Annotated in this window: 20 protein-coding genes; 6 read left to right on the forward strand and 14 right to left on the reverse strand. The window is 59.3% G+C overall.

The window, feature by feature from the left end; genetic code table 11:
* Positions 1–2: 2 nt before the first annotated feature.
* Entirely contained in the window at positions 3–1,550 is a 1,548-nt protein-coding gene (locus BB934_RS08675) for an amino acid adenylation domain-containing protein (RefSeq protein WP_099509272.1), read from the reverse strand.
* A 95-nt stretch (positions 1,551–1,645) separates the two neighbouring features.
* Complete coding sequence (locus BB934_RS48820; RefSeq protein WP_210422140.1) at positions 1,646–2,062, reverse strand: acyl carrier protein; 417 nt, start codon at positions 2,060–2,062, stop codon at positions 1,646–1,648.
* Positions 2,063–2,467: 405 nt separating this feature from the next.
* Between BB934_RS48820 and BB934_RS08685 the strand changes: the two genes are divergently transcribed.
* Both BB934_RS08685 and BB934_RS08690 read left to right on the forward strand, forming a co-directional pair.
* Positions 2,468–5,122 (forward strand): SGNH/GDSL hydrolase family protein, encoded by a 2,655-nt coding sequence (locus BB934_RS08685; RefSeq protein ID WP_157934097.1) that lies wholly within the window; start codon positions 2,468–2,470, stop codon positions 5,120–5,122.
* Positions 5,123–6,079 (forward strand): glycosyltransferase family 2 protein, encoded by a 957-nt coding sequence (locus BB934_RS08690; RefSeq protein ID WP_099509274.1) that lies wholly within the window; start codon positions 5,123–5,125, stop codon positions 6,077–6,079.
* A 177-nt stretch (positions 6,080–6,256) separates the two neighbouring features.
* Here BB934_RS08690 and BB934_RS08695 read toward each other — a convergent pair whose 3' ends face one another.
* The 6 genes from BB934_RS08695 to BB934_RS08725 all read right to left on the reverse strand — a co-directional run bounded on the left by BB934_RS08695 (position 6,257) and on the right by BB934_RS08725 (position 10,328).
* Entirely contained in the window at positions 6,257–6,496 is a 240-nt protein-coding gene (locus BB934_RS08695; RefSeq protein ID WP_099509275.1) for a hypothetical protein, read from the reverse strand.
* Between the two features lie 712 nt (positions 6,497–7,208).
* Positions 7,209–7,733: a transposase gene (locus tag BB934_RS08700; RefSeq protein WP_237050221.1), complete on the reverse strand. Its 525-nt coding sequence runs from the start codon at positions 7,731–7,733 to the stop codon at positions 7,209–7,211.
* 50 nt (positions 7,734–7,783) lie between these two features.
* Positions 7,784–8,302, reverse strand: coding sequence for a helix-turn-helix domain-containing protein (locus BB934_RS08705; protein ID WP_237050067.1), 519 nt, complete (start codon positions 8,300–8,302; stop codon positions 7,784–7,786).
* Between the two features lie 498 nt (positions 8,303–8,800).
* Positions 8,801–9,031, reverse strand: a complete 231-nt coding sequence (locus BB934_RS50880) for a hypothetical protein (RefSeq protein WP_418294748.1) — start codon at positions 9,029–9,031, stop codon at positions 8,801–8,803.
* A 236-nt stretch (positions 9,032–9,267) separates the two neighbouring features.
* Positions 9,268–9,924 carry a class I SAM-dependent methyltransferase gene (locus tag BB934_RS08720; RefSeq protein WP_157934098.1) on the reverse strand — a complete coding sequence of 219 codons (657 nt, stop codon included), beginning with the start codon at positions 9,922–9,924 and terminating at the stop codon, positions 9,268–9,270.
* A 101-nt stretch (positions 9,925–10,025) separates the two neighbouring features.
* On the reverse strand, positions 10,026–10,328 hold the full coding sequence (locus tag BB934_RS08725) for a hypothetical protein (protein WP_099509280.1): 303 nt from the start codon (positions 10,326–10,328) through the stop codon (positions 10,026–10,028).
* Positions 10,329–10,751: 423 nt separating this feature from the next.
* Here BB934_RS08725 and BB934_RS08730 point away from each other — a divergent pair, with 423 nt between their 5' ends.
* The 3 genes from BB934_RS08730 to BB934_RS08740 all read left to right on the forward strand — a co-directional run bounded on the left by BB934_RS08730 (position 10,752) and on the right by BB934_RS08740 (position 15,594).
* Positions 10,752–11,921: a glycosyltransferase gene (locus BB934_RS08730; RefSeq protein WP_099509281.1), complete on the forward strand. Its 1,170-nt coding sequence runs from the start codon at positions 10,752–10,754 to the stop codon at positions 11,919–11,921.
* 161 nt (positions 11,922–12,082) lie between these two features.
* Entirely contained in the window at positions 12,083–13,594 is a 1,512-nt protein-coding gene (locus tag BB934_RS08735; protein WP_099509282.1) for a lipopolysaccharide biosynthesis protein, read from the forward strand.
* 569 nt (positions 13,595–14,163) lie between these two features.
* On the forward strand, positions 14,164–15,594 hold the full coding sequence (locus tag BB934_RS08740; RefSeq protein ID WP_162299149.1) for an alpha,alpha-trehalose-phosphate synthase (UDP-forming): 1,431 nt from the start codon (positions 14,164–14,166) through the stop codon (positions 15,592–15,594).
* Positions 15,595–16,146: 552 nt separating this feature from the next.
* Here BB934_RS08740 and BB934_RS08745 read toward each other — a convergent pair.
* Genes BB934_RS08745 through BB934_RS08760 form a run of 4 tightly spaced genes read right to left on the reverse strand, consistent with a single transcriptional unit; the run spans position 16,147 to position 19,137 of the window.
* A complete protein-coding gene (locus BB934_RS08745) occupies positions 16,147–16,887 on the reverse strand; it encodes a transporter substrate-binding domain-containing protein (protein WP_099509283.1) in 741 nt (246 codons plus the stop codon).
* 32 nt (positions 16,888–16,919) lie between these two features.
* Positions 16,920–17,699: a hypothetical protein gene (locus BB934_RS08750; RefSeq protein WP_237050222.1), complete on the reverse strand. Its 780-nt coding sequence runs from the start codon at positions 17,697–17,699 to the stop codon at positions 16,920–16,922.
* Positions 17,696–18,904 (reverse strand): NAD(P)/FAD-dependent oxidoreductase, encoded by a 1,209-nt coding sequence (locus BB934_RS08755; protein ID WP_099509285.1) that lies wholly within the window; start codon positions 18,902–18,904, stop codon positions 17,696–17,698. Before BB934_RS08755 ends, BB934_RS08750 begins: the two co-directional genes overlap by 4 nt.
* Before the next feature lie 26 nt (positions 18,905–18,930).
* On the reverse strand, positions 18,931–19,137 hold the full coding sequence (locus BB934_RS08760) for a rubredoxin (protein WP_472436437.1): 207 nt from the start codon (positions 19,135–19,137) through the stop codon (positions 18,931–18,933).
* A gap of 124 nt (positions 19,138–19,261) precedes the next feature.
* On the opposite strand from BB934_RS08760, the gene BB934_RS08765 reads away from it, so the two are divergent.
* Entirely contained in the window at positions 19,262–20,158 is an 897-nt protein-coding gene (locus BB934_RS08765; RefSeq protein ID WP_099509286.1) for a LysR family transcriptional regulator, read from the forward strand.
* A gap of 11 nt (positions 20,159–20,169) precedes the next feature.
* Here the strand turns inward: BB934_RS08765 and BB934_RS08770 are convergent, their stop codons facing one another.
* Both BB934_RS08770 and BB934_RS08775 read right to left on the reverse strand, forming a co-directional pair.
* On the reverse strand, positions 20,170–21,477 hold the full coding sequence (locus BB934_RS08770) for an MFS transporter (RefSeq protein WP_099509287.1): 1,308 nt from the start codon (positions 21,475–21,477) through the stop codon (positions 20,170–20,172).
* A complete protein-coding gene (locus BB934_RS08775) occupies positions 21,428–22,411 on the reverse strand; it encodes a D-2-hydroxyacid dehydrogenase family protein (protein WP_099509288.1) in 984 nt (327 codons plus the stop codon). The genes BB934_RS08770 and BB934_RS08775 overlap by 50 nt, the downstream gene beginning before the upstream one ends.
* Positions 22,412–22,450 lie beyond the last annotated feature (39 nt).

The raw sequence follows: 22,450 nt of genomic DNA on the forward strand, positions 1-22,450 counted from the left end.
GATCAGCTCCCGCTCCAGCTTTTCAGGGTTTGATAGTCGATCTTGTCGGTTGAGGTCTTGGGAAGCGAGGAATGAAAGCTGAACCGGTCCGGAATCATGTAGATCGGGATGTGCTCGGAGCAGAATGTCTTCATGTCAATCAACGATAAGGGCTTCCCTTCCTTGGACACGATGTGGGCATGGACCCTCATTCCGACGCTGTCGTCCGCCAACGCAACAACGGCAGCTTCCCGAATGCCCGGATGGCGGTAGAGGCATACCTCGATTTCCCCCAGTTCGACACGAAACCCGCGCTTCTTGATCATTCTGTCCTTTCGACCGAGGTAACGAAGATTACCGCCCGCCTCCTCGCGAACGATGTCGCCAGTCCGGTAATACTTCTTGCCCCGCACCTCGACGAAGCACCGCTGCGACTGCTCTGGCAAATTCCAGTAGCCCCTCGTGACCGCAGGCCCGCATATGCACAGCTCGCCCTCGGCCCCGTCGCTCGCCTCGGTTCCATCAGCCTGAAGAACGATACCTTCAAGATGCGAGCAGACCTTTCCGATTGGCACCGGCTCCATCTGTTCGGCCGGAATGGGCATTTGGACTCGGTAATATGTACAGACATTCGTTTCGGTCGGGCCGTACAAATTGAAGTACTGTGAATGCGGCCAATATGCTGTCAGTAGTTTCAAGTGATTGATAGGAAACACCTCGCCAGCGAACAGAACGAGCCTCAGCGCCGAGTAATCACGCGTGTCGAGCTGCCCAAACTGGGCCACAAGGCTCAGGATCGAAGGAGCCGAGTACCAGACCGTGATTCTGTGATCTGCAATCAGCTGAGCGAGCTCGTAAGGCTGCTTTCCAACTTCCTCACCGATGATGAGCAAGGTTCCACCGTGCTTCACGGAACTGAAGATATCGAAGACTGACAGGTCAAAATGGAACGGGGCGTGAGACGAAAACCGGTCCGATGACGTTAGAGCAAAGGTTCTCGCGCACCACACGACGAAACTTGCCGCGTTGCCATGCGTGAGCTGGACGCCTTTTGGTTTGCCCGTGGAGCCGGAAGTGTAAAGGATGAAAGCCAGATCGTCAGTCTCAGCTTGAGATACGGCGAAAGACGACCCTGTTCCGATATTGCAGGCGAGCTTAGCTCGCGCTTGAGTGCTGCCTTCCACCCTATCGATGACGAGAATAGCGGGACGCCACTCCTCGTCATGCGCTTCGAGCATCGGCTCGAAGCGCTTCTCAATCACGATGGCGGCCACCCGGCAATCGGCAAGGATATAATTGTTGCGCGCAGCCGGTCCGGTTGGATCGATCGGAACATACGCCGCACCAGCTTTCAGGATTGCGAATAGTGTCACGACGGCGTCAATCGACTTGTGAAGCCAGAAGCCGACACGATCGCCAGGCTGAACGCCGAGGCTGATCAATCGGTCACACAGCCGATTGGACTGAGTATCGAGAGCCTCATATGTCATAGAGCTGCCGTCGAGCTCCTGGATCGCGACCTTGTCAGGCCAGTGATGCGCGGCATCGAGAAGATATTGATGGAGTTTCATCTAAGAGATCCTCCGCCGCACGGCCTCGAGCATCGTACCCAAAAGTGGACCGGGTTTCCCGCATAGAACGGTGCGCTGCTTAAGGGATTGACGCTCTAGCGCACGAGCGAACGCTTCGAGTCGACGAGCTCACAAATGGTCTGCAACGTATTCAGATGCTCCTCGTCGGCCTCATGGGCTTTGATCGGGATGTCGAATTCGCGCTCGAGAAATGCAACCAGCTTCAACATCGCCAAGGAATCAAGGATGCCTGTCGATACCAGTGGCGTGCTGGGCGTGAGCTGCCCTGGGTCTTCTCCCGGAAGGAATTCCTCAAGGAGGTAGTCCTTGATGATGGACATCGTGGCGCCCTGATCTGTCATGAAAGCTGCTCCATCTGGCTCGCAGCGTCGAATGATCTGCACTATTCCCGATTCTAGATAGCTCTCTTCTAAAAAACTAGTGGCCTCCTGAATTAAGGAACGGCCAAGATCATCCAGGTGGCTGACTTGCTTTTTACCAAAATGCGTCAAGACAGTTGATACGGGACGATATACTTACCGCGACATAGAGCGTCGGATCGATTCCTTAAGCGCGCCGGGCGGTCGATCGGCCAGATACCGCCGCCCAATAACTAGTTTAGCAGCCGGCATGGACTGGACCTCCCACCGCGGCACGGCCAAAGATCGTCATGGCTAGCGCATCGTGCGAATCCGAAGGTCCGTGTCAGCGAAAAGCGGGCCCGTCTTCCCTGCTGGACGATGCTCCGGCCAAGAGAAGGAGCATCGTGCGGTCCTTCCGGGTGCCGGGCGTTGCGCCGTTGAAGGGATCGAGCATCGGGTCGATCCCAAACTGGGGTCCACTTTTGGGATCGACGCTCTAACTGCCATCCATGAGAACCGGACAACCGGGAACGACTTATAACGGAGGCCAAGGCGGTGGAGGCTCCTGTCACATCAGTGCGCTCGGCGCAGTCAGCCGAAGCCGATAACGTCCTTGCCGGGAGCCCGCCTTCCAAGGAGCATGGCGCCGTTGAGGCCTACTGGGCGCAGGTGCGCCACGATTTGACATTCGGTCGCCTTCTGAGGCTCGGGACCATCGTCATCGAACTCACGCTCGTTGCGGTCGCGGTCAGACTCCTCAATGTTGAGAGTCCCGCTTTCGAATCCGTGCTCACGCTGGCTCTCGGCGGCTTTCTCATCCATCACTTTCTGCCCGTACCGTGGCGAATTTCATTCTTCGCAGCGCTGTCGGTGGCCGCTGTGCCGCTCGTCTTTGGGTGGCAGGCCGGCACGTGGCTGCTCGCCTTCGGGGGGCTACTGATCGCGCTCTGCCACATACCGGTCGCATTTCATGTCCGTGTTGCGCTGATCGTGGCCCTGGCGCTTGCTCTGGCTGTCGCACGCAAGCAGATGCTTCCCGCATTCGCCGCGATCCCACCGACGATCTGGCCGATCCTGGGATCGATGTTCATGTTTCGATTGATCGTCTACCTCTATGACCTCAAGCACGAAGCCGCGCCTTTCAGCGCAAGCCGCGCTGTGGCTTACTTCTTCATGCTGCCGAGCGTCTGCATGCCGCTCTTCCCAGTTGTCGATTACAAGACCTTCCAGCGCAGCTTCTATAATGCAGACCCCTTGCGCCTCTACCAAACGGGTGTGAAGTGGATTCTTCGCGGATTGATCCACCTGATCCTGTATAAGGCCGTCTACTTTCTGGCCGTGGTCGAGCCGGGAGGCGTCGTCACTGGAACCGATGCGGCGAGGTATATGGTCTCAACGTTCCTGCTGTATTTGAAGATTTCCGGCCTATTTCACATCATCGTCGGCCTCCTTCATCTGTATGGGTACGGCCTTGCGGAAACACATCACTTCTATCTGTTCTCGACGAGCTTCACCGACTTCTGGCGCCGAATCAATATATACTGGAAGGACTTTATACAGAAAATCGTCTTCAATCCCGCGTACTTCCGGTTGCGCAAGAGAGGCGAAACGTTCGCGGTCGCGACTGCGACCCTGATTGCCTTTGCGGCGACATGGCTTCTCCACTCCTACCAGTGGTTCTGGATCAGAGGCGACTTTCCGATCGTGTGGGCCGACATCGTGTTCTGGTTCGGATTGGGATTGGTCGTCTTGGTAAACGTGCTGCTGGAATCCCGAAAAGGGCGCCAGAGGACGCTGACCAGGCCCGCGCGGACATTCCGGTACGATGCCATGCTTGCCGCAAAGACGGCGGGTACGTTCACGGCGATCTGCGTGCTCTGGACCATCTGGAGCACGCCCGATGTGGCGGAGCTCACGATTCTCTGGCAAGCCATCCTCAACTCGGGTCTGGCGGATGTCCTGATTCTCCTTGGCATTCCGGCGGCCGTGGGCGTCCTGGGCGCCATATTCCGGAACAGGAAGCGCGAGACGTCCGGAACGGAAATCGGCGGCGATGACGACAGGAGCTTCATGATTCAGGCTGGGGCCGTGACGCTGACAGCCGGTCTCCTCATCGTCGTGGCACTGCATCCTTCTCTTCTCCAGCCGGTATCGCCGGCACTCGCGAATCTGATCACCGAGCTGCGCGACCGAAACCAACTGAATGCGGCCGACGAAACGAAAATGGTGCGCGGATACTATGAGGATCTCGGCGACGCCGGCCGGTTCAACAATGAATTGGGCATGATGTTCGGCGTGGCCCCTGCGGACTGGAAGGGATCTGTTCCGACATTGGAGACAAATGACGCCATCGAGGCGCAGTTCGTTCCCTCGACGGCAACTTCCGCGACCGGAGCGATTCGTACGATCAACAGCTTTGGGCTGCGAGACCGTGAGTACCCTCGCGATCACGATTCTGGGACCTTTCGGATCGGTCTCGTCGGATCGTCCCATGACATGGGCTGGGGAGTAAAAGATGACGAGACCTATGAGAATGTTGTCGAGGATCGGCTGAACCGGGAGTTGGGACCGTTAACCGGAAAGAAGTTCGAGATCATGAACTTCTCCTTCAAGGGATATGGCCCGACCCAGAAGCTCGCCGTGATCGAGCAGCGTATGCTCCCGTATCGTCCGGACGTTGTCTTGTACGTCGCGAACACGACCGAGCTTCTGTGGATCTTCAAGTCGGCATCGAAGCTCGCGCGGAATGCTCTTCTCGATCAGTTTCCCTATGTCGGGGACGCAATCGAACGGGCGGGCCTCAGTCCCGCGATGCTTCCCAAGGATGACGTTCTCATGCGCAAGTTGGCGCCTTTTGCAGAAGATGCTCTCACCGCTTTGCTACGCAGTTTCCGCGAGGACACGCTCGTGCGCGGCGCCCGTCCGGTGCTTGTTCTGCTTGAAATCCCCAAGGATGGCCGCACCCGTAAACCGGAATTCGACCGTTTGGTGAGCATCGGGCGGACGGCTGGGCTTCCCGTTCTCGATCTTCAGGGATCCTTTGCGAAAGTCCGAGACCGGCAATCGCTCTGGGTCGCACCGTGGGACAACCATAGCAATGCGGAGGGGCACCGTCTGCTCGCGGATCGCCTCTACACTCTTCTCGTTCAGCAGGAGCTGATCCCCACGAAGCCTCCGGACAATGGCTCCATTATCCAGGACGCGCGATAGATGGAGGCGACGGGAGAACCGGTGACGCCGGCCAGTGGGCGCACTCTGACGAGCGTGGCGGATGACGCGCGCCCTGCGCGCGTCTCCTTGATCATTCCGGTCTACCGGATGGAAGTGGAGCTGCGGCGGTGCCTGGAGTGCCTTACTAAGCAGACCTATGGCGATTTCCAGGTTGTGGTTGTCGACAACGAGCCTGCGGCGGGCGACGACGTCAGCGCGGGGATCGGGGCTGTCATCTCCGCGTTTGCGAGTGCGGGCCTGCGAGTGCGCGGCATCGGATGCCGCGCAGCCGGGTCCTACCATGCGCGCAATGCAGGCATCTCGCATTCGCAAAGCGAACTGATCGCGTTTACCGACGCCGATTGTCTGCCGCTTCCGGAATGGCTTGAGGCGGCAATCGAAGCCTGGGACACGCACACTCATCCCGGCGTGGTCTCGGGTCCAGTGGCTCTCTATCCGGCCGACCAGCACCCAATCTCTCTTTACGAGATGCGTTTTAGCTATCTCGGCCTGGTCAACAGCAGGGGTGACTCATTTGTGACCGCCAACTGGCTTATCTCCAGAGAGATCCTTACCGAACTAGGTGGCTTTGACGCGTCGTTGCGGTCTGGCGCCGACGTCGATCTCTCGAGACGTGTCAAAGCGGCCGGCCATCACCTTATCTATGCAGCAAATGCAGTTGTGCGGCATCCTACGCGAGCCACACTTGAGGAGCTGCTGAAAAAGCATCGCCGTACGGTGGGCGGTGCATGGAATCGCACTCCGAGCCGCCTCAGAACCCTGCGCGTTCTGAGACATGTGCTCAGACGCGGATGGTCGCGCTACCGCGATCTGCATCGGGCCAGAGCCAGCAAAACGGAGCCTGTGACAGGACTGCTCAAGGTGCAGTTTGCCATAACGGCGGCCGAGATCCGGGAAACGATCCGCCTCGCTTGCGGGGCCGAGCCCGAGCGCTAGCGCATCGTGCGAACCTTCGGCTCGCGCCGAACGATATGTTACTTTGGGTCCGATGCTTCGGACGCGCAGGGAGATGCTCCGGCGCGGCATTGCCGCTCCGAAAGGCCACGGAAGATGGCGGTAGGTTACGACAGTGCTGGGTGTCCGATTCTTCGACCTCTTCGCCGGGATCGGACTTCAATGCATTCTTTCGTCTCGCCCGAATTCGTCGCCTGAACCGCCTCTTGCCACCTCTATCTCATACTGACGCACAATCCGCTCATCTCCATCGGGAATGCGCCTGATGTGGTAGAGCGGAACGCCGTCGGCGGCAGACGGAAGCAGGTTGACGATGCTGAAGGTGCCATGAGGCATGTTGCACAGAGGCGTTTCCTTTGCCTGGACATGTTGGCCGATCTTGAACGCATGCGTCGTCATAGGGTCGTCCTCCAAAAGAGAATCGGACGTAACCACGCTGCCACGATCCTGTTGCGAACGGGGAAAATCGGCAAGTTAGCCTCGGCCGAAATTTCCCAATGGAGATATCAACGATTGGCCACATTGCGACCATCGCTCTCGAGCGAGACAGTCAAACCCATCGCCCGCTGATCCGATGCATGGCAGCGCTCTGCTCATGCAGGAGATTCGACACTCGAGCAAGGCCCGCCCCTTCTAGTTTAGTGGCACCGGGTCGCTTGACTGGCAAGCACAAGCAATTCAGAGGTCAATGGTCTTGACGGCCTGCCAGGGATCGAAACTAGCTCTGTCTCCCAGTCTTGCAAGTCATGGTTACGGCTGGGTCTTGATTGTTGAGACGAGAACAATCGAGATAGACGTAAGCGGCGTGATCCAGACCGGGTCAATTCACCTGCCCCAGTGCGCCTTCACTGTAACCGTCAGGCGATCCGCGAACAACCCGGTGTTTGTCTACCGCGGCCCCGTTTGAGAAGTCGATTGTCGCGTTCTAACAAGAATCGATAGAGCTGTTGCACGCTCGAGCATCGGACGTGAAAGGTAAACTCCACATTTGGGATCGATCCGATGCTCTTTCTCCCAAGTCGCGTATCGTTGGGCGCGACCCGAAGAGCTGCGTAGAGAAAAGCCGGATCCACTTCTCGCTAATGCGGCCCCTCTGGCTCCATACGATGCGCTAAGTAGGTCGCCAAAAGTTCTGCAACAGCTTTCTGAGCCAGAAGTGTTTGGATGCCATGCCCGCCTTGCGACACGCTTGTTGTGGCGTCAGCGCCAGAACCCAGGCTGCGGCATCGGCGGCCAGGGCATCGATGGATGCGGCCTGCCGGTTGGCCGCAATCAGCCGCTTGAGTTCGCGCCAGAGCTGATCCATCGGGCTCAGTTCGGGTGCCTGCCGGGGCAGCCACACGAAGCGGATCCGCAACCGGTCTGCCAGCGCCTGGGTCTGCGGGGCGGTGTGGGCGCTGGCCCGGTCGCTCAGCAGCCAGAGCCAGCCGGCGCCGCGGTAGCGGCGCCGCAATGCGCGCAGGAACGCCTGGGCATCGGCCTGACCGGCGTGGGAACGGATCAGCACCACCCGGCGCGCGCTTCGCAGGTCGATCGCCCCAAACAGCACCCGCTTCGCGTTGCGGCCGGTGATCGGCACGGTGGCCTGAGTGCCCTTGAGCGCCCAGGTCGCCCGCAGCGGCGGAAACAGCCGCAACAGCGTCCAGTCGAGGCACAGCAGCCGATCGCCTCTGTGCCAGCCCGCCTTCAGACGCCGGGTGATGCCCCTTTTTTCTGCGCCAGATGAGGCGCGCGCTCGACATAGACGTAGCGCGGGCGCTTCCAGCGATAGCCTGCCTCGTGCAGCCGGCGCCGCAGGGTCCGGGGGCTGACCGCGAGGCCCTTCGTGGCCAGGTCGTGCGCCAGCAGCGGCACCGTCCAGCTCGTGGCCTGATAGCCGCAGCGGCGCGGGTCGCGCGCCAGGGCCGCCGCCAGCCGCCGCGGCGTGAGGGTGTGGTGAAGGCGCGGACGCCCGCTGCGCGGCCGGTCGATCAGTGCCGTGGCCTCATGCTCGGCCCTGTACTGGGCCAGCCAGCGGTGCACGCTGGAGCGGTTGACGCGGCAGCGGCGGGCCGCCTCCGCCATAGAATGCCCCTCGGCCACCAGCAGCAGCGCTTCGAGGCGGCGATACACACGGGCCTCACGGGCGCCAGCAAGCGCGGCGGCCAGCCGCTTGCGATCCGCCTCGTCGAGCCACGTCTCGGGAGAGTGATCATGTCGTTGCATGCTCCCCAGAAAACACCCGCAGCTCTCGCGTTGCAAGACTTATGGCGGCCTACTTAGCCACGGCGCAGGCTGAAACTCATGTGGCCATCAGAGGCAAGAGAGAGGGCCTCAAAAACCCAGTTCCGTGCAAGGCAGAACTCGTGGACGGCTTGAATGACGCCATAAGGAGTTCCCGTCACGGCATTACCCTCACAGTAATCGTGACCGGCAATTCTACCATGCGCCTTGATGAGTGGCTCGTACAGGGCAAGCTCCTCCACAATGAGCGCGTAGGCATGAGTTGTATCAATGTAGGCTATGTCTGGGCCGTGTGGACAGATTAATGAGGATGAAGCTGAGAGCAAGGGCAACGAAAGAGCCGTAGTTCTCGTCCGCCTTCTCACAGCGTGAAGCAACCCGCTTGAACCGCTTGAACTGTCTCATGGGTTGCTCGATGCGAGCCCGTCTGTGGTGGAGTATGTTTGAGAATAACTTCGGCTTCCCTTTGGTCGTCATCCGTTATGGAATGGCTGGGCAGATGCCACGGGAGCGAGTGGCCTGCGGGTTGGCCTTCGCGTCATAGCCCTTGTCTTCCACAGCCGCCCGAGGCGTGCTGCCCGGCCCAAGGTCAAGCAGGGTTTCGACGTGAGGGCTGTCGCTAACCTCGCCGCCGGCCCGGCTCAAGCGCCAGAACCGCTTCCACACCAAGTTCCAGTTGCCGAAGCACGCGGGCAGAGCCCGCCATGTGATGTTGTGGACCGTGAAGGAGTGAAGTGCCTCAAGGAAGCGGCGGCCATTGCGGCCCTTGGCGCCTCACCGGGAGCACCAAGCCGCGAACACCTGTAGCACCCTTGTCCAGTTCACCTCGGTCATTCCCGTCAGCATGGTCGCATCTCCTGAAGCCGACCCGCCTAGAATCATCGCGAGACTGATTTGGGAAGCCACTCACTCAATACACGACCAATCCGCCCACACGGCCTAGCTGATCACGCTGGCCTGCGTGCAATGAAAATGGTTTCACCACGCAGCAACCCATAACTGGAAACGTTCGGCTCTGTCGCCACGAACTCTTCCAATTGGAAGCCAGCAGATCTAATGCGATCTCGAACATCGGCCCCAAAATACCGCACATGGTCTTCTTGGCCGAAATGCAGGAAACGATCGGCAGGCGTTTGGATCGCGGGGTTCTCGTAGGTTTTGGACCAGGCCTCCACGAAGGGCGTCCTGAGAAGTGCAAGTCCGCCAGGGCGTAGCACCCGCAGCAATTCCCCGAGTGCTTTGCGATCATCAACGTGTTCAAGCACATCAAAGCAGATAATCACGTCGAACGATGCATCAGGTAGGTCGATACGTTCAATGTTGAGTACTAGATCAGCCCGCCCTGGCTCGAGATCAGCGGACTTGTAGTAGTGGGTCCTTCTTTGGACGAATTGCTTGATGACCTCCTCTGGCGCGAAATGCAGGACGGACGTGTTGCTCTCTAAAATGCTGGGATTGTTATTGAGCCAAAGCGCCAGAAGGCGATGCCGTTCGAGGCTATTACATTGCGGGCAACGCGCATCATACCGAGGTGGATGGCAAAAGCCTCGGAAAGTCCCCTTGAAGCCGCAGAGACAGCATTCACGAGGAAATACCCCCTCCATTCGAGACAGAAGAGTCTGTTCATAAGGGCTTAACAGAACAGCCTTTAAGTGCTTCCGTACCCCATACGGGACCTTCGCTAGCCCACGAAACATTCGAGCACCTATGAGTTTATCGCCCCTAGGAGCAGTTCCTGCCGCTTCTCTCGATCTGGATTTGACAAGCGCAGGATAGCCTCCGAAAAGTCGCCATTCGCGACACCGATCTCGGCGATGGTGCTGCCTTTGGGAATTGTTGTCAGCCAAGCTTCACGGCTGGGGAACACTCGGCACTCGGAAACCTGCCTAGCCGAAAGTTCTGGCGCCCGTGTAGGAAGTTCATGCGTTCGCGCAGACGGGGTTAACCTGACGATTTTGAACCCAAGAAGGCGAAGTGGTGCGCGGATGGTCTTCTTGATCACCTTCATGGCGCCCTCCTTCGAGGTTCGCTGATCCGATGAGGATGCACCTAGCGCATCATACGGAAAAGTGGACCGGTTTTTCCGCACCGCACAAGTTAAGGATTGAGCATCGGATAGATCCAAAAGTTCATCCACATTCACATCCGATGCTCTAGCCCGAGAATTGCACGTAACTGCCTTTATGGAGCACGATCTGAAGTGTTCGCAAGTCGTCACTCCGATGGAGCGCCGCCGCGTCAATGCAGCAGAATCGACTTTCAAGGATGCCTCGGAAATGCATTTGTCCGACAAGGATCGCACGGGACTGCTAAATTAGCGCCCGTCAATTCGAAGCTGTTGGTCCGATCGACCGGCCGATCTCATAAGCCTGTGCTATCATTCCTCTTGGATCAAGCTTAGCCCTATCCGACAGGCGGAGATGCCTCGCTCATGGTCGAAGAAGCACGAGCCCGCAGGATTCTCTTCATCATCAACTCCCTCGAGGGCGGCGGGGCAGAGCGGGTGATGTGTCTTGTAGCGGCCGCGATAGCGGAAGCAGAGAAGCATTGGAGGGTCGCCCTCGTCACCCTCGATCAGGCACGCGACAACTACGCGCTTTCAGAGCGCGTGACCCGTATTCAACTGAATGCGGGAGGAAGCCTCCTGTGGAGCATGATCGCCCTTCGTAGGCTGCTTCGTCTGGAGCGTCCCGACATCATGGTTAGTTTTCTGACGCGATCGAACTGCGCCGCAATTGCTTGCTCGCGGCTGGTGGGAATTCCATGCGTCGTCAGCGAACGTGTCCATACCACAAGCCATCTCTCGTCGCACCGGGTCCGTCGACTGAAGAAAGCTCTGATCAGGTGCCTCTACCCCTATGCGGATCGGGTCATCGCCGTCTCGGAAGGCATCAGGGACGATCTCGTCGCACACTATGGCGTGGCCGCCACACGGGTGGTGACGATCCACAACCCTGTCGACGCGGAGAGGATCAGGCGCGCCGCTCTGATCGCTCCTTCGGTCGATCTTCCTCATGATTTCATTGTGGCGGTAGGGCGCCTCGTGCCGAACAAGAACTTTTCGATGCTCCTGCGTGCGTATGCGGCTGCGAATGTCGGCAGCGCGCTCGTGATCCTCGGAGAGGGAGCCGAACGGTCCAGGCTTGAAGCCCTCGCCTCCGAGCTTGGAGTTTCCGACAAGGTCCACTTACCGGGTTTCGCGGCGAACCCCCATGCGATCCTCGCGCGGGCCCAATTCTACGTGTCGCCGTCCAACGCAGAAGGCTTTCCGAATGCGATGATCGAGGCCATGAGCCTCGGACTGCCCGTCGTGTCGACGGATTGCGAGTCCGGCCCATCTGAGATCCTGCAGGGAGGTGCGGGAGCGCCGAAAGTCACAGAGTTGACGAAGGCCAGATTCGGCATTCTGGTTCCGCCTGACAACGAGCGCGCGATGAGTGCCGCGCTTCAGACAATGAGCGAGCCGCGCAATCACGGGCACTTCGCCGCCTTGGCCCGGAAGCGCGCGCACGACTTCTCCCTTGACCGCAGCTTAACGGAGTATCGAGCAGTGATTGATACAAGCCTTTTCAGCTCTCACGCCCGGCAGACAGCCGGCTGAGACGATTTAACGTTTTCATAAACTTGGGACAGACTTCAGATGCGTCGCGATTTGTCGATCGAGCCGTCGCTTTGGATCCGATCAAGTGCCAGAGCTTCTGAAGCCATCAAACTATCGTTTCCCGCGCTTCTTATCGCGTGCATCTCGCCTCAGGTAGCCGGATGACCAAAAGAGTTTCAGCAGCGAGAGCCGTAGTCTTCATGGGGGCGGCTCAGGCCTGCAGATTGATGGTTACATTCATAACCGCCCCGATCCTCGGCAGGTTGCTGCACCCGGCTGACTTCGGCCTGATCGCGACCTCGGCGCCGATCATCGGCTTCGTCACAATGATTCAGAATCTCGGCCTAACCCAGGCGATCATTCAACGCCAGACGATCACGAAAGGACAAATCAACACGCTGTTCTGGCTGTCCCTGCTTCTCAGTCTCACGTTCGCTGCCGGTTTGCTCCTTCTGGCGCCCTTGCTGGCGCGCTATTTTCAGGAACCGCGTTTAACGGCTGTTATCTGGGTCGGGGCGGCACTCACTGTCGTTTCCGTCATCGGCGAGCAGCCTATGGCCCTCCTGACCCGAAGCCTTCGTTTCAGGCTTCTGGCCGTCCTTGACATTCTAGGCATCGTCATCGGGGCTGCGCTTGGGGTTGCGATCGCTTGGTACACACGCAGCTACTGGGCTTTGTTGGTGCCGCTGGCGTGCGCGCGATCCCTGAGCTTGATTGTTTCCGCCCTCGCGGTCCGGTGGCTCCCGGGGAGACCCGTTTGGGACGAGGCTGCGCGGCAGATGATTGGTTTCGGCGCTGGCTTGTCAACGTTCAATATCTTGAATTTCCTCGCACGCAGCGCAGACAATCTGATGATTGCCAAGGCCCATGGCGCCGTCGCGCTCGGCTTCTACGATCGGGCCTACAAGCTCATGCTGCTGCCGCTCACGCAGGCGACCTGGCCGTTGAGCCGCATCATGACACCAATTCTTTCGAGGCTGCAGGACGAGCCGGAGGAGTATCGCCTCACCTATATCAGTAGCGTGAGTCTCCTGATGCTTGCGGTACAACCAGGTTTGTTGTGTGCGGTGATGTATTCCGATGCAACCGTCGCTCTGCTGCTCGGAAGCAAGTGGGCGGAAGCAGCGCCCATATTCGCCTGGCTGGGGTTCGCAGGTCTGCACCAGACATTCACGTCGACGACGGGCTGGCTGTTCATAAGCCAAGGAAGGATGCGGGAACTCGGTATCGTCGGCCTTGTGAGTTCAACGTCGACGATAGCCTCGTTTGCCGTCGGTCTGCCCTGGGGGCCTCTTGGCGTCGCCGTCTCTTATGTCGTCAGCGATTATGCGCTGCGACTTCCCTTCACCTGGTACATGACGGGACGGGCGGGCTACGTCGGGGTTGGTGACATCTCCAGAATCGTAATCCCCCATGCCTGTGGTCTCCTGGTGAGTGCATCTGTGTTGGCTCTGATCAAGGTATCCCTCCATGTCTCTTCGCCCATCGAGCTGGGCGGAGTTCTCATCGTCACTTACGCGATTAATTCTGCCGTCCTGATGTTGTTTAGGTCTAAGCGTCTCCTGATGATCCAGGCGCTGAAGGTGGCGTATCGAGGCATGATGCTGCGCCCGACTTCCTCAACGGGGCGACCATCGTGCAGGAAACCGCCTGACGACGGGAGCCTATCCTGAAGTGCTTCAAACTAACCGGATGGGATCCGCCACAAACGAAGTTCAGGGCCGTCGCCAGTACACGCGTTATCCTGGACGGTATCGAGATGATGCGCAAACAGCAGGCGAAGTATTCCTGCAACCAACAGCCATCGCTCGCCGAGAAGTTTCGCCTGCTCGCCGCATGAGCGCGGCACGACATATCTGCTACTTTCTCGTCCCTGCACCAGATTTGCGACCGGACATTGATTTCTTCCGCAAGGAGGTCGGCCTGCCACCCTTCCGGCTGTCGCCATTGCCGAGGTCCTCGCCCCGCAGGGTACGGGATGTGCTCGAGGACCAGCTGCCCTACCTCCCTCGACCCGCTGATTTCCAACCTTCTGGCCTGCTCGTCCCCGCCTTCATGGGAGGTGGCGTCGGGCTGAACGCAAACTATGACTGCCGTGCGGTCAACGGCCCGCCCGACAACGATGATGCGTCTTGCTTATCGCAGCCCCCAAGAAATCGTCAGGGCGCTACTGGGTTGGCTTGATTTGCCACGATGTTCATCCTTGGCTACCCTCTATCCTGCTACAGGAGGAACGGTGCATTTGCGACGGCTCGTTGTCATCTCCAATCGCGTAGCTATCCCGGACGCCACCGGAAAAGCTGCTGCAGGAGGCTTAGCCGTGGCCCTGCACGAGGCCTTTCAAGCCTACCAGGGGCTGTGGTTCGGCTGGAGCGGCAAGGTTGCAGCCCATCCGGCGGTCCATCCCAAGATCATCGATAAGGGACAGGTGCAGTATGCTGTCATGGACCTGACATCGCTCGATCGACAGGAGTACTATAACGGCTTCGCCAACCGGGCGCTCTGGCCCATCATGCATTATCGGATTGGCCTGTCCGAGTTCTCGCGGGCTGACTACGCAGGATACTTGCGGGTCAATCGGAGCTTCGCCAGTGCACTGGCCCATCTGATCCAGCCTCACGATCTTGTCTGGGTTCACGACTATCACCTTATCCCCCTCGCGAGCGAGTTGCGGGCTGTCGGCATCACAAACCCGATCGGGTACTTTCATCACATTCCCTGGCCTGCTCCTGAGGTTTTTGGAGCTCTTCCAGGCAGTACAGAGCTCCTGCGCGTCATCCCGGACTATGATCTTGTGGGCGTGCAGACAGAGCGGGATGCCGACAACCTCAGACGCAGCCTCGTCCAGGAACTTGGCGCAATCCACCGCAGGGCAGATCTCCTCGACGTCGGAAGCCGACGAGTCCGCATCAAAAGCGCTCCAATCGGCATTGACGTCAATGGGTTCCAGCAAGCAGCCCAACGCTCCGGCTCGACCCGGCTTCTGAAGCAGACGATTGCGGGTCTGGGGTCCCGCAAGCTGATCATCGGGGTTGACCGGCTGGATTACTCAAAAGGCATTCCTGAGCGCATGGAGGCTTTCGAGCGTTTTCTGGTCAGCCATCCGGATCAGCGGGGACGGGTGACCTATCTGCAGATTGCCCCAACAAGCCGCAGCGAAGTGCCCGAGTACGCAACCCTCAGCCGAGACGTGAATGAGACGCTGGGGCGGATCAACGGCTCCTTGGGTGAGCCTGGCTGGGTGCCGATCCACTATGTGACGAGCACCTATTCTCGCGCGGTCCTTGCTCGCCTTTATCGGCTGGCCCGGGTCGGGCTCGTGACCCCCATGCGCGATGGGATGAATCTCGTGGCCAAAGAATACGTGGCGGCTCAGGACCCGCAGGATCCCGGTGTTCTCATTCTGTCGAAATTTGCCGGGGCTGCTGAGGAGCTCACCGATGCACTCATCGTCAACCCGAACGACAAGGTCGAAGTGGCGGAGGCGATTCAGCACGCGCTGCACATGAGCCGGGAGGAGCGGGTTGCTCGCTGGCAGGCGATGCTGAAGATTCTTTGGAATTCCGATGTCTCACGGTGGGCGGCGGCATTTATCAGGGATCTGGCCGCCAACAAGTCAAGCAGAGCCCGCGGCAGAATGGTGCTGGCCAAGAAAGGGAGTGATGATCCCTAGGAGCCAACCACGAAGTGTCGTGGGATCTGTCGCAGCTCATTCTTTCCGACCACGGGGCATGGCCAGCGCATGCATATCCATTATTGAATGCTGTAGGTCGGCACCGGCTACAGTGCCTCGATACTGATCTTCGCAGAACCTGGCGGTGACCAGTACCGCTACCTGCCCAGCCGTCTAGTAGCAGGGCACCTGAAATCGGCGAAGCGGGTATTGGTGTAACCTCTCCCAACTCACGTGACATCCCAACCACGTGAGCATCTCGTTCTGTGTTAAACTCGGACCTTGGAGGAGATCACGATGGTTGAAGTCTCCCGAGCGTATCGGAAAGATCGACCGTGAACACGGTCAAAGCCTGGATTTCCGAAGGCAGAGGCCCGACAATTTCAATACTGGAGACGTACAGCACCTCAAGCAGCCGCATCCCCAGGGTCGCGATCTTTCAAGGCACTGCATCACACTCGCGGTTGCCGATAAGAGCCCTCCTGCGCCCACCGGAAACTTTCCATGCGGAGAGGTGTCGATCCAAAAGATATCGCCGGTTTCCTGCACGTCCTATGCCGCAGGCACGATCACACCGGTTTGTCCGCTTGCTGCAAGCGATCTGCTGACCATCCCCGACATCGTCATGTCTTTGACGAAAGACCTTACGAACCGAGCAGCAGTAGGTTTCAACACACTGACGCCCATCGCCTGCGGGATCGTCATGAAGGGTTCCACCATCACCTCGAACGCCGGATGCTCCGCCGCCACTTTCTGCATAGCTTGACGTACCCCGCCAAGGCCGTCGAGTTCACCTGCATCGAGAGACGAAACCGCATCTCCAAAGCTGGAGAAGCGGATGAGATTGCCTCCCTGACCAGTACGTGTGAGATGCAGCTCGTATGCGCTTCCTTTCACGACCCCGATCTTTAATTGCTGCCTGTCGACATCGCCGGGCGTCAGAGCCGCCGAGCCTCGGCGGAGGAGATAAGCCCCTTCGATCAATACGTATGGATCGCTATACGCAATTTGCTCGGCCCGTTTGGGATCAACGGCCAGAAAGCAGACGTCCCATTCATCAGATCCAGCACCGTCGGACACCGCTTCCGCCTTATCGTAGTGCCGAAATCGGATAGGGAGATCGAGCCGCTGGGCGAGTTCCCGTGCCAAGTCCACCGACACGCCGCTCGGAGTGTCGTCCGAAGGACCTCGGCGTACGAGAACCACGTTGCCGTGGTTTAATGCGCATCGCAGGGTTCCCGATGGTGCGAACTCCTGCCGCAGAAGATCGAGATCATAATCGGGCTGTGCCATTCCGTCTTCCTTCGGACACCTTATGTATATGATTAGATGGATTGCATCCAATCGTCTTCACGTGGAAACTGCGTGACCATGACCTCGACGCCGCTTTCCCCCGCCATCAGTATGGGAGCCTCATCCTTCGCGTGCACGAAGACCAACGAGTACGGCGTGTAAGTTTCCCCGTCGAGAAGAAGCGATCCGTTGAGGACGATCAGATATTGTCCGCCAGATTCGCTTGGGTCGGGAGCCTGAGCCGTCATGGAAGGGCCGAGACGTATGACCTTGACGTTCATTCCATCGTCGCCAGGTTGTTCCTCAACAACGGTATCGATGGAAACCGTCGTGCGATCACGAAGGACTGGTTCAATGGAAAGCGCGACGGGAAGCGAGACACGGTGCCGCCGCTTGGTCGGCTTCAGCTTTTCGCGGACGTTCGGAGTCGTGAGGTACACCAGGCCCGCATCCGTCCTGCTGCGCAGGGTCAGATAGGACAGCCCTTGCGCTCCGGCGATCAAAGGGCCGTAGCCGGTGTGGTGATCGGCGTAGTGGACGGTGACAAGATGCACCTGATCGCGCCCGATGGTGCCGCTGCCTGCGATGAAGACCTGGAACTGGTCGACGATGTGAAAATGCGAATCCAGCTTCTGGTGCGCATTCAAGTCCAGGCGAAATGCCTGCGGATCGGGCGTCGCGATATCCGAATTCTTGCCGAAGAGGTTGATTTTCCAGGATTGTCCCCGGCGAAAGCGTTTTGGCTCGTTCTCGGCATATGAGCTTGCCTTCATGCTCTTCCTCCTGTTGTGCCGTTTGCCGCCTCGGATCAATGGCGAGGCGGAGGGAATTCCACATCCAACGCCGTTGCAAGCGTGTCGCGATCCGTTCCAATCAAATCCTGCAGCCTTATGAACTGTCGTGCCGCATTGACGGATTGCACGGATACGAGCCGGCCATCTTTCAAGCCGAGAACCGAGAAGGCGCCGCTCACGGGGCCTTTCAGGACTGCCTCAGTCTCGGATTTGTGGATATCGCCCGCCATCTGGATCTGAATCTCGGCCTGATGAGACCAGTATCGCGGGATGCGCTGCGGCGGCACGGGAGCGCATGCGACCGCGGCTGCGGCGATTTTGGCCTGGTCCTGACCGGGGTTGACGGCTTCATAACGAATATGACGGCCGAGATCTGCATTGAACCATGCCGCGCAGTCACCAATCGCGTAGACCGCGTGATTGTCGGTCCGTCCTTGGTCAGAGGCCAGAATTCCGTTCTTCACCGATAATCCTGCGCGACGCGCAAGATGATCGTTCGGGACAACGCCGATCGCCGCGACGACGAGATCTGCCTCGATCAATTCGCCGTTGCCAAGGATAACCATATCGATGTTCCGGTCGTTGTCGCGCCGAATGGACGCGACAGGCGAATCCAACTTCACCTCCAGGCCTCTAGCCTGATGGCGATCGAGGAGATAGCCAGCCATCGAGCGGCTTACCGTCCGCTCCATCAGTCGCTCGCCGGCCTCCACGAGAGTGGTGCGTATCCCCTTGGCAACGGCCAAGGCCGCGACCTCAAGGCCGATCAGCCCGCCGCCGATGACAGCCAGCGACCGGGCGCGCGACAAACGATTGCTCAGGCGGACGAAATCGTCGTGTGTCCTTAGGTAGAATGCAGCGCCTTGAGAATCGACCTCCAGCGGCAGCCGTCGCGGCTCGGCGCCACAGGCGAATACAAGCGTGTCATACTCATATCGCCGGCCGTCGGATGCAATTGCATGCCGGCTCTCGACATCAACGTCGGCAATCGTCGTGCCGCGATCGAGATCGATCCGGTTCGTTTTATAGAAGTTCTCCGGGCGCAGGAGTGCCGGCGAATATTCTGCAACGGACAGCGCCTCTTTGGACAGCGGCGGGCGATGGTAGGGCATAGTCTCCTCATTGCTCACGACCGTGACCACGCCCTCATAGCCGAACCCGCGCAAGGCAGCCGCTGCGGCGATGCCGGAATGGGATGCACCAAGGATCAACACGCCTGACATTGCAATCACCAACTCGATGCCGACAGTTAACCTACGACAATCATGTCGAACTCACTCTTGCGAGCACCGCATTCCGGGCACATCCAGTCATCCGGCACATCTTCCCAACGGGTTCCCGGCGCCACGCCACCATCGGGATCGCCCAGCGACTCGTCATATCGAAAGCCGCACAGAACGCATTCCCAGATCCGTAAGCCGCCTTTGCGCGCAACGTCCTCCGACGCGTCAATCACCTGCACCTCCCGGGATGAATTTAGTTGAATTGAGGCTATGGCGTATGCTCTGTTATCGCCAGATGTTCTGCATGACTATCAGACATAGCAAACCGGCATATCGGTCTCAGGGTGAGGAACGGCGATGGACATACGCCAGCTGAGTTATTTCGTCCGCGTTGCCGAACTTGGCAGTTTCAGTCGTGCATCCACCTTCCTTCACGTGGCTCAGCCCGCTCTCAGCAGGCAGATCCACAACCTCGAAGTGGAGTTGAAGGAGCGGCTTCTGATCCGCAACGGCAGAGGGGTCGAGCCAACCGAGGCTGGCGAGCGGCTTTTGAGCAATGCGCGCGGTATTCTCCGGCTCATCGAGCGCACTTATGAGGATATCGAGAATGCGCGAACCGGCAAGTCCGGCAAGGTAGCGATCGGCCTGCCGGCAACAATCTCGGTCGCGATCGCAACCGCTCTCATTCGCCGTTTGCGGGAAGAACTGTCGGATGCCCAGGTCACATTGGTCCATGGACGTTCCAGCCAGTTGCAGGAGTGGCTGTTGTCGGGGCGTCTCGACATGGTGATCATGTTCGACGCGCCCTCTTCCCCAATGCTCGAGGTCACCGATCTCGTTGAAGAATCGCTCTATTTGGTCGGTGCGGAGGGAGCCTTCGACGATGTCGGACCGGTGCCGCTAGAGGCCTTGGCTTCCCTGCCGATGATCGTCGCATGCCGGCCCAATAGCACGAGGGTCCTGCTCGATTCCGAGTTGGCGCGCCTTGGCCAGAAGTTGAACCTTGTCTTCGAACTCGATCCCCTCGATACGATGTTCGACCTCGCCCGGGATGGGTTTGGCTTCACCGTGGCATCGATCCGTACAATGGAATCCAAGGGCGCAGGGGCAGGCCTTGCCGTGCGGAAAATCGTCGGGCCGGAACTGGTCCTTGCCATTCAGCTTGTCCAGCCCGCGCGCCGGGTCAACAACAGGCTACAGGAGGCCGCCTTCCGTATCCTCAAGGATCTCAGCCTCAAGCTTCTGCGTAAATAGCCGCGGATCGTCTACCGGTCGTCGCGGCTGAGCCCGGATCCGAACTGCTTCGCCGAAAGCAGAAATACCAGTGCCACGAGCAGCATGATGCCTCCGCTCGCGACGGCCGGCACGGTCAAGCGAAACAGGTCCGAGGCGAATCCAAGCATCAGTGCGCCGAGCGAGGGACTGGCCCGGAAGAGCAGGCCATGAACACTGAGAGCCCGCCCGCGCATAGGCGGCGGAGCGCGTAGCTGGACAAAGGTCTGTGTTCCAATGAGGGCGAGCGAGGTGAAAAACCCCATTGCCATCGCGCAGGACGACAGAAGCCAGGAATGCGGGGCAAGGGCAAAGCCAATGACGGCGAACGCCGAGAGTAGCCAGGATAGGATGATCTGCTGCGGAAGGCGGCTCGTGACAAGGTAGGTCCCCATGCTAAACCCGGCCAGGATTGACCCCAGGGCCATCGTCGATGTCAGAACGGCGAGCCCCGTGGCAGCCTGAGAGAAGTGCTCGGCAGCGAACGCTGGAAGCATTTCCGCAACGGAACGGATTGTGACGCCCCCAATCAGCAGCAGGAACAACATGACACGCATGCCGCGATCGGCGATCAGATAGCGAAAGCCGGCAACGATGTCGGCGAGCACGTTTCGGCCAAAGGCCCGCTCGGTGTTCCGAACCGTCGCGATGACGCCGAGCGTTGCAACGAAAATGGCCGTGACGATGGCGTTCAGTAGGAAGACCCAGGCTACATCGAAATGCACGACCATCAATCCTGCAATGGCAGGCCCGACCAACCTTGCAAGATTGACGTTCATGGAATTGATGGCGACCGCGGCGGGAATATCCTCCCACGCCACAAGCTCCTGGACGAGCGCCAAGCGTGCGGGCTGGCTCAACGCAATCACGCAACCCTGCAGTGCAACGAGAGCGATCAGCATGGTGAGGCTCAAAAAGCCGCAGACGATCAGGATTGTCATGAGAGCCGCGACAGCCGTGAGGACGGCCTGACAGATCCGGTTGAGCCTCAGCGTATCCCATCGATCTGCCGCCGCTCCGGCGAAAGGCCCGATAAAGAGGGTCGGCAGCAGGTCCGCCGCCGCGAGGATTCCGAGCCAGAACGTCGATTCCGTCATGTTCCAGACAAGGAGGCTGCAGCCGATCCTCTGCATCCACGTGCCGAGGAGCGACACGCAGTTGCCTGCCGAATAGATCGCGAACTGGCCGCTCGTCAGTAGCCGAACGATCGGCGAACCACCAAGTCTCGTGCCTAGCCTTCGCAGAAGCTTTTTAAGTCGAGGCATCGACGGGCATGTTGACGACCCGGTCGGGTCTGCCATCGAGAAATGCCGCGATCAAACGAATGGCGTCCCCGTAATAAGTGCCCAGCATTTCACGGGTGAAATAGCCGAGATGCGGCGTCATGACGACGTTCGGCAGGCTGCGGAAAGGGTGATCCACGGGCAGAGGCTCCTGCTCGTAGACGTCGAGACCGGCACCGGCGATCGACCCCGCCCGCAACACGTCGATCAGGGCCGTTTCGTCGACGATGGCGCCCCGCGCGGTGTTGACCAGGAAGGCGGTCGGCTTCATGGCGCGCAACTCGGGTGCGCCGACGATACCGCGCGTGCGGTCGCCCAAGGCGAGATGGATCGTCACCACATCGCTTGTGGCGAACAGTTCCTCCTTCGAGAAGCGGCGGGCGCCGGCAGCTTCAGCCTGCTCATCGGTCATGTTCTGGCTCCAGGCCTGAATCGACATGCCGAACACCCTCCCGATCTCGGCGACCCGGCGACCGAGACCGCCGAGACCAAGGATGCCGAGAGTCTTTCCTCCCAGCGCGGTCCCTGCCTGGTTCTGCCACCCTCCGTCCCTCATCGACCGATCTTCGGATGGGATGTGGCGGGCGAGAGCCAAAATGAGCCCCCAGACGAGTTCAGCGACGCCGCCACTTCCGGCTCCCCCGACCGGCGTATTGGAGACCATGATGCCGCGGGCAGCCGCCGCGGCGACATCGACCGTATCGTATCGCTTGCCCGTCACGACGATGTATTTGAGACGCGGAAGGCGCTCGATGAGCGATGCCGGTATCGGCATGCGCTCCCGCAGAGTGCAGATGATATCGAAGTCGGCGAGTTCCCTCGCCGCCTCCTCCGGCACGGAAAGTGGCTTGCCGAACACGGCCACGTTGGCACGAGCCTTCAGAGGCTCCCAATCCGCAACCGTTTGAGAGACGCCGATATAGTCGTCCAGAACGGCGATGTTCAACCTCATCGGATTCCTTCAATTCCACCATTGACCGATCTTCAGCAG

Origin of the sequence: Microvirga ossetica, from assembly GCF_002741015.1 — a bacterium.
In the GTDB taxonomy this organism is placed as follows: Bacteria; Pseudomonadota; Alphaproteobacteria; order Rhizobiales; family Beijerinckiaceae; genus Microvirga; species Microvirga ossetica.